Origin of the sequence: Streptomyces hyaluromycini (assembly GCF_002217755.1) — a bacterium.
Taxonomy (GTDB): domain Bacteria; phylum Actinomycetota; class Actinomycetes; order Streptomycetales; family Streptomycetaceae; genus Streptomyces; species Streptomyces hyaluromycini.
Map to the genome: position 1 here is coordinate 313,127 of NZ_BCFL01000024.1, position 8,712 is coordinate 321,838.

Consider the following 8,712-nt stretch of genomic DNA (forward strand, 5'->3'; position numbering starts at 1 on the left):
CTTTCCAGTCTGATGGTCTGATGGCCTGATGAAGTCACAGCGTTGTGGGGTCAGGTCAGTTCGTCCGCACGGCGCACCACCGCCTCCAGCGCCCGGAACCAGGTCTCGGCCAGCTCCCGGACCGCGTCCTCGGTGAGGAGCCCGGCCGCGTACGCCCAGTGGGCGCTGAGTTCCGGCCCCTCGGGGCGGTCCTCGGTGAGGGCGTTGAGGGTGAGCGCGTGGGACATCGGCATGCCGGCGTCGGCGTCGAGGTCGGCGGCGTCCTCCTCGGCGGCGTAGGACCAGTCGGCGGCCGCGGGGCGGTCGAAGCGGCCCATGTAGTTGAACTCGATCTGGGGTTCGGCGAGTTCGGCGAGGAGCGGGCCGGTCGCCGGGTTGAGCCGGCGCAGCAGGCCGTGGCCGATGCCGGCCGCCGGCAGGGCCGTGAGGTGGTCGCGGACCCGGGCCACGGCCGCGTCAAGGGCGGGTCCGCCGCCCAGGGCCGCCGGACCGGACTCACCGGGGTCGAGCCGTACCGGGACGACGCTGGTGAACCAGCCGACCGTGCGGGACAGGTCGGCGTCGCCCGCGAGTTCCTCCTCGCGGCCGTGGCCCTCCAGGTCGACCAGGACCGGGCCTCCGGCGTGCTCCGCGCCCAGGGTCCGGGCCCGCCAGTCGCCGACGGCCAGGGCGAACGCGGTGAGCAGGACGTCGTTGACGCTCGCCCCGAAGGCGGCCGGGACCCGGCTCAGCAGCGGGCCGGTGAGGGTGACGGGCAGGGAGAGGGACAGGTGGCGGGTGGTGGCGACGGTGTCCCGTGCCGGGTCGAGCGGGCGGGCCAGGGGCAGCCCTGCGCCCGCGGCGAGGGCGGAGGTCCACCAGGGCAGCTCGTCCTCGGCGGCCGGTTCGCAGGACCGGGCGCCGAGCAGCCGTGACCAGCGGGCGAACGACAGCTCCACCGGCGCCAGTTCGGGGGTGCGGCCGCCACGGACGGCCGCCCAGGCGGTGGCCAGGTCGGGCAGCAGCACGCGCCAGGAGACGCCGTCGACCACCAGGTGGTGGACGAGGAGCAGCAGCCGTCCGGGCCGGTCAGGGCCGGCGTCGAACCAGACCGCCCGCACCATCGCCCCGGCCTCGGGGTCTAGCCCCGCCAGGGCGGTCGGCGCGTGGCGGGCGACGGCGTCCCGCAGCGCGGCCTCGTCCGTGACGGGCTCGGACGTGACGGGCGCGGACGTGACGGCCTCAGACGTGACGGCCTCGGACGTGACGGCCTCGCGTACGTCGACCCGGGTGAGCCAGGTCCGTACGTCGGTGTCGCCCGCCGCGGGCACCGACAGCGCGGCCTCCGGGGTGCGGACGAGCCGGGCCCGGAGCATGTCGTGCCGGGCGGCGAGCGCCCCGAGCACGGCCAGCAGGCCGGGTTCGGTGAGGTCCGCCGGGGTGCGCAGCAGGGCCGCCTGGTGGTAGGCGGCGACGGGGCCGCCGCGGTCGAGCAGGGCGCGCATGATCGGGGTGAGCGGGACGGTGCCGGTGCCGTCGTCGTGCGTGGCCCGCCGGTCGCCCGCGCCCAGCGGGACGGCGACGGCGGCGAGGGCGGCGACCGTGCGGTGCTGGAGGACCTGGCGGGGGGTGACCCGCAGGCCGCCCGAGCGGGCGTGGGCGACGAACTGCATGGCGACGATGCTGTCCCCGCCGAAGGCGAAGAAGTCGTCGTCCGTGCCGATCGCCTCGGCGGGCAGGCCGAGGACGTCCGCGAACAGGGCGCGCAGGGCGCGCTCGGTGTCGTTCTCCGGGGCCCGGCCGCCGCCCGCCGCGGTGAAGTCGGGGGCGGGCAGGGCGGCCCGGTCGAGCTTGCCGTTGGAGAGCAGCGGCAGCCGCTCCAGGACGACCACGGCGGCCGGGAGCATGTAGTCGGGCAGTCGGGCGGCGGCGTGGGCGCGCAACTCCGCGCCATCCGTGCCGTCGGCGTCCTCCGAGACCGCGTAGGCGATCAACTGCCGGACCCCGGGCCGGTGTTCGCGGGTCACGACGACGCTCTGCGCGACCGCCGGGTGGGTGCCCAACGCGGCCTCGATCTCGGCGAGTTCGACCCGGTAGCCGCGGATCTTCACCTGGTCGTCGGTGCGGCCGGCGAACTCCAGGAGCCCGTCCTCGGTCCAGCGGGCCAGGTCGCCGGTGCGGTACATACGGGCACCCTGCAGCCCGAAGGGGTCGGCGACGAAGCGTTCGGCGGTGAGGTCGGGCCGGCCGAGGTAGCCGCGGGCCAGGCCCGGTCCGGACAGGTACAGCTCGCCGGTGACGCCGGGCGGGACCGGGCGCAGGGCGGTGTCCAGGACGTAGGCGCGGGAGTGGTGGACGGGGCGCCCGACGACCGGGCGGGCGCTGTCGCCGACCCGGCCGACGAGGGCGTCGACGGTGGCCTCCGTGGGGCCGTAGAGATTGACCGCCTCGGTGTCGCGGAGCGCGGCGAGCCTGCTCCACAGCGACTCGGGTACGGCCTCGCCGCCGAAGCCGACCAGCGCGAGCGGGCACTCGCCGCCGGGGCCGATCAGGCCGCTGTCGGCCATCCGGGCGAGCAGGGACGGGGTGACCTCGATGAAGTCGATGCCCCGGTCGCGGATGAAGGCGGCGAGGAGTTCGGGGTCGCGGCGGGTGTCGTCGTCGGCGATGTGCAGGGCGTGCCCGTCGAGGAGCCACAGCTGCGGCTGCCAGGAGGCGTCGAAGGAGAACGACCAGGCGTGCCCGACCCGCAGATGGCGCCGTCCGGTGCGCTCCTTGGCGAGGTCGTGCAGGTCGTGGCGGTGGCTGTGGAAGAGGTTGGCGACTCCGCGGTGGGTGACGACGACGCCCTTGGGACGGCCGGTGGAGCCGGAGGTGTAGATGACGTAGGCGGGGTGGTCGGGGCCGGGGGCGATGGGTTCGGCCTGGGGAAGGCCGTCCGCGGGGGCGTCGAGCCGCAGGACGGGGACGTCCGTCGAGGGCAGTGTGCCGGCGGTCTCGGCGGTGGCCAGGACCAGCACCGGGCGGGCGTCGGCGAGCATGCCGGTGAGGCGGGCGTCGGGCAGGTCGGGGTCGAGCGGCAGATAGGCGGCGCCCGCCTTCAGCACGGCGAGGATCGCGGCGATGTGGTCGGCGGTGCGGGGCAGGGCGAGGGCCACGGTCCGCTCGGGTCCGGCGCCGTGCCCGGCCAGGACGCGCGCCAACTCGGTGCTTCGGGCGTCGAGTTCCGCGAAGGTCCAGGTGGTACGGCCGTCGGTGACGGCGACCGCGTCCGGGGTGGCGGCGGCCTGGGCGGCGAACAGCGCCGGTACCGTGCCGGGGCGTTCGGCGGCCGGGAGAGCGTTGTCGTTCCAGGTCTCCAGCACGGTGTACCGGTCGGCGGAGCCGAGCGGGTCGAGTCGGCCGACGGGGCGCTCGGCGTCGGCGGCCATGCCGGTCAGCAGGCCGGTCAGGGCGTCCGTGATCCGCCGTACGGTGGCCGCCTCGAACAGGTCGGAGCGGAACTCGGCGGTCACCCGCAGCCGTTCGGCGGGCTCGACCGCCCAGGCCAGCGGGTAGTGGGTGGAGTCCTGGTGGTCGCGGACGGTGACGCGCGGCGCGTCCCCGGTCTCGCCCTCCGGCTCCGCCACCGGATACGACTCGAACACCACGAGCGTGTCGAAGAGTTCGCCGAGCCCGGCGGTGCGCTGGATGTCGGCGAGGCCGAGGTGCTGGTGGGCGATGAGCCGGGACTGCTCGTCCTGGACCCGTTCCAGCAGGGCGGCCGTGCTCTCCTCGGGGCGGATCCGCACCCGGACCGGGATCGTGTTGATGAACAGGCCGATCATCGCCTCGGATCCGGCGAGTTCGGGCGAGCGGCCCGCGACGGTGGCGCCGAACACCACGTCGTCGCGTCCGGTGAGCCGGCCGAGCAGCACGCCCCAGGCCGCCTGTACGAGGGTGTTGACGGTGACGCCCGAGCGCCGGGCGAACGCCTCCAGCTCCGCCGTGCGGCCGGTGTCCAGCTCCACGGTGTGGGTGTGCGGGACGGCGGCGGCCCGGTCGGGGTCGGCGGGCGCGAGCCGGGTGGGTTCGGCGAGGCCGGAGAGCGCCTCGCTCCAGGCGGCGACGGAGGCGGCCGGGTCCTGGGCGGCCAGCAGCCGCAGGTGCTCCCGGTAGGGGGCGGGCGGGGCCGGGGTGCGGCCCTCGTAGCGCGTCCAGAGTTCGGCGGTGAGCAGCGGCAGTGACCAGCCGTCGAGGAGCAGGTGCTGGTGCGAGAGCACGAGGCGGTGCCGGTCCGGGCCGGTGCGGGCCAGCAACAGGCGCAGCAGCGGCGGGTGTTCGGGGTCGAAGCGGCGCCGCTCCTGCCCGAGCAGCCGCGTCCAGGCCTCCTCCCCGCCTGCGCCGCCGGTGAGGTCGAGCTGCCGCCAGGGCAGCACGGCGGTGCGCGGTACGACGGCCACCGGGCGTCCGGAGGAGAGGTGGCGGAAGCCGCTGCGCAGGTTCTCGTGGGCGTCGAGCAGGTCCTGCGCGGCGGCGCGCAGCCGGTCGGCGTCGACGGGGCCTTCGAGGTCGTAGGAGATCTGGACCGTGTAGACGTCCGGTCCCTCGTCGCCGGAGTCCAGGGCCGCGTGGAAGAGCAGTCCGGCCTGGAGCGGGGAGAGGGGCAGCACATCGGTGCCGGCGGGCAGGGCGGCGACCTCGGCGCGTTCGGCGTCGGTGAGGTCGAGCAGGACGGCGGCGGTGTCGTCCCGCTCGTCCAGGGCCCTGGACGCCACCGCGGCGAGCCCCGCCACCGACTTGTGGCGGAACACGTCGCGCGGGCTGAACGCCAGCCCGGCGGCGCGGGCCCGGGCGACCAGTTGCATGGCGACGATGCTGTCCCCGCCCAGGGCGAAGAAGTCGTCCTCGACACCGACCCGTTCGAGTCCGAGCACCTCGGCGACGAGGGCGCCCAGGGACTCCTCCAGCGGGGTCCGCGGCCGGGTGCCGGTCACCTCGGCGGCGAAGTCCGGGGCGGGCAGGGAACGGCGGTCGAGCTTGCCGTTCGGGGTGAGCGGGAGGGCGTCGAGGGTGACCACCGCGGCCGGGACCATGTACTCGGGCAGGGCGGCCGCGGCGTGGGCGCGCAGGGCGGCGGCGTCGGCCGTCGTGCGCCCTGGAACACCGGGGACCGGGACGGGGGCGTCGGCGGCCAGGGCGTCGGGGGCCGGGACGGTGTACGCCACCAGCCGGTCGTCGCGGACCACGACGGTGGCGTGCGCGACGGCCGGGTGGGCGGCGAGCACGGCCTCGATCTCGCCGAGCTCGATGCGGAAGCCGCGCAGCTTGACCTGGTCGTCGGTGCGGCCGAGGTACTCCAGCTCGCCGTCGGCCGTCCAGCGGGCCAGGTCGCCGGTGCGGTACATGCGGCTGCCCGCCGGGCCGTACGGGTCGGCGACGAACCGCTCGGCGGTGAGGCCGGGGCGGCCGAGATAGCCGCGGGCCAGCTGGACGCCCGCCAGGTACAGCTCGCCGGCGACACCGGGCGGCACCGGGCGCAGGCCGGCGTCGAGGACATAGGTGCGGGTGTTCCACACCGGGCGGCCGATGGGCACGCCCGTCGCGCCCGGAACGATCTCGGTCGCGGTGACGTCGACGGACGCCTCGGTCGGGCCGTAGAGGTTGTGCAGACGGCTGTCCGGCAGGACTTGACGGAACCTGGCGGCCAGCGGCGCGGGCAGGGCCTCGCCGCTGCACATCACCTGGCGGAGGCCGGTGCGGTCGGCGGCAGCGGGCTCGTCGAGGAAGGCGCGCAGCATGGACGGCACGAAGTGGGCCGTGGTGATGCGCTCGCGCCGGATCAGGGCGGCCAGGTAGGCCGGGTCCCGGTGCCCCTCGGGCCGGGCGACGACCAGCGTGGCGCCGGTGATCAGCGGCCAGAAGAACTCCCACACCGACACGTCGAAGCCCGCCGGGGTCTTCTGCAGGACGCGGTCGGCCGCGCCGAGGCGGTAGGTGTCCTGCATCCACAGCAGGCGGTTGGCGATGCCCCGGTGCGGGACGGTGACGCCCTTGGGGCGGCCGGTGGAGCCGGAGGTGTAGATGACGTAGGCGGGGTGGCGAGGGTCGTGGGCGGTGGGCAGGGGGGCGTCGGCCGGGTGGTCGGGGGTGCCGTCGGCGGCCACCGTGAGGCGGGGTGTGCCGGTGTCCGGGAGCGCGACACCCTCCGCCGTGACCAGGCAGGCCGGGTGGGCGTCGGTGAGCATGTACGCCAGCCGCTCGGCCGGGTAGCCGGTGTCGAGGGGCAGGTAGGCGGCGCCCGCGCGGTGCACGGCGAGCAGGGTCACCACGAGGGCGACGGAGCGCGGCAGGGCGACGGCGACGGTCGTCTCGGCGCGAGCGCCGTGCGCGGCGAGGGTGCGGGCGAGCCGTTCGACGCGCTGGTCGAGTTCGGCGTAGGTGAGTGCGGTGTCCTCGAAGACGACGGCCGTGGCGGCGGGTGTGCGGGCCGCCTGGGCGCGGAACAGCTCGGGGAGCGTGCGGTCGGGGACGGCCCTGGCGGTGTCGTTCCAGCCGGTGAGGACACGGGCCCGCTCGTCCTCGCGCAGCACGTCGAGTGTGCCGACGCGACGGCCGGGGTCGGCGGCGACCTGGGCCAGCAGAGACTCCAGGCGGCGGGCGAGGAGTCCGGCGGTCCGCTCGTCGAAGAGGTCGGCGCTGTACTCGATCCAGCCGTCGATGCGCTCGCCCTGCTCGACGAAGTCGAAGCTGAGGTCGAGCTTGGCGCTGTCCTGCCCGACGGTCTCGCGGCGGGCCGTGAGGCCGGGCAGCGCGGGACCCTCGCCCTGTCCCGCGAGGTGGACGACCATCACCTGGAACAACGGGTGCCGGGCCAGGGAGCGTTCGGGGTTGAGAGCCTCCACCAGCCGTTCGAAGGGCAGGTCCTGGTGCTCGTAGGCGGCCAGGTCGGTGTCCCGGACCCGGGCGAGCAGCTCGGCGAAGGTGGGGTCGCCGGACAGGTCCGTGCGCAGGACGAGGGAGTTGACGAAGAACCCGACCAGGTCTTCGAGGGCCTCGTCGGCGCGCCCGGAGACCGGGGCGCCGAGCGGGATGTCGTCGCCGGCGCCGAGCCGGTGCAGCAGCGCGGCCACCGCGGCCTGGGCCACCATGAACATGCTGACGCCGTGGGTGCGGGCCAGGCCACGCAGGGCCCCGGCCAGGGCGGGCGGGACGGCGAAGCCGGTGGTGCCGCCGCGCCCGGTGGGCTCGGCGGGCCGCGGCCGGTCGGTGGGCAGGTTCAGCTCGGCGGGCAGCCCGCGCAGGGTGTCGGTCCAGTGGGCGAACAGCTCGGTCTCGGTCGCGGCCAGCAGGTCGCGCTGCCAGAGCGTGTAGTCGGCGTAACTCGACGGCAGCGGCGCCCAGTCGGGGGTACGCCCGGCGGTCCGGGCCGCGTAGGCGGTGGCGAGGTCGGCGAGCAGCGGGCGGTCGGACCACTCGTCGGTGGCGATGTGGTGCAGCAGGAGCAGCAGCACGTGCTCGTCGGGGCCGGTCTCGAACAGGGTGGCCCGGAACGGGAGTTCGCGTCCCAGGTCGAAGACGTGCGCGGCCCGGTCGGCCAGCTCCTCGAACGGTGCGGTCTCCAGGGGGACCTGGACGTCCGCCAGGGTCTGCTGGTGCGGGACCCCGTCCACCGTCGGGAAGACGGTGCGCAGGGGGGTGTGGCGGGCGGCCAGGTCGTCGAGGGCGGCCCGGAGGGCGTCGCGGTCCAGGGCGCCGGTCAGCCGCCAGGCCGACGGGAGGTTGTACGCCGTGCTCGCGCCGTCGACCTGCGCGAGCAGCCACAGGCGGCGCTGCGCGGAGGACAGCGGCAGCAGCGCGGGACGCGTGCGCGGGTCGGCGAGCGCGGGACGCGGCCCGGCGGCGGATGCGTCGGTGCGGGCGGCGAGCAGGGCCACCGTCGGTGCCTCGAAGACGGCGCGGACCGTCAGTTCGGTGCCGAGTACGGTACGGACCCGGCTGACCAGGCGCATGGCGAGCAGCGAGTGGCCGCCCAGCGCGAAGAAGTCGTCGTCCACGCCGACCCGTTCGCGGCCCAGGACGTCGGCGAACACCGCGGCGAGGATCTCCTCGCGCGGGGTACGCGGCCGAGTCCCCTCGCCCGTGCCCGCGGTGAACTCGGGGGCGGGCAGGGCCTTGCGGTCGAGCTTGCCGTTCGGGGTGAGCGGCAGCGCGTCGAGGGTGACGTAGGCGGCCGGGACCATGTGGGCGGGGAGTACGGCTGCGGCGTGGGCGTGCAGGGCGGTCGCGGCCACCACCGGGCCCGCCGCGGGGACGACATGGGCCACGAGCGTCTGGCCGTGCACGGTGACCGTGGCGTGCGCGACGGCCGGGTGGGCGGCGAGCACGGCCTCGATCTCGCCGGGCTCGACGCGGAAGCCGCGCACCTTCACCTGGTCGTCGGTACGGCCGAGGTACTCGGCCGTACCGTCCGCCGTCCAGCGCGCCAGGTCGCCGGTGCGGTACATGCGCTCGCCCGGCGCCCCGTGGGGGTTCGCCACGAACCGCCCGGCGGTCAGGCCGGGCCGGTCCAGATAGCCGCGGGCCAGCTGCACACCCGCCAGATACAGCTCGCCCGGGACACCGGGCGGCACCGGGCGCAGGCCGGCGTCGAGGACGTACAGGCGGGTGTTCCAGACCGGGCGGCCGATGGGAACCCTCGTCGCGCCGGGGCCGATCTCGATGGCCGTGACGTCGACGGACGCCTCGGTCGGG

At 75.9% G+C, this 8,712-nt stretch carries 1 protein-coding gene; it reads right to left on the reverse strand.

Translation table 11 applies throughout. From position 1 onward, the window contains the following. Positions 1 to 50: 50 nt before the first annotated feature. Positions 51 to 8,712 (reverse strand): non-ribosomal peptide synthetase (locus tag SSP29_RS56790; RefSeq protein ID WP_123060337.1); only part of this gene is annotated, 8,662 nt, incomplete at its 5' end.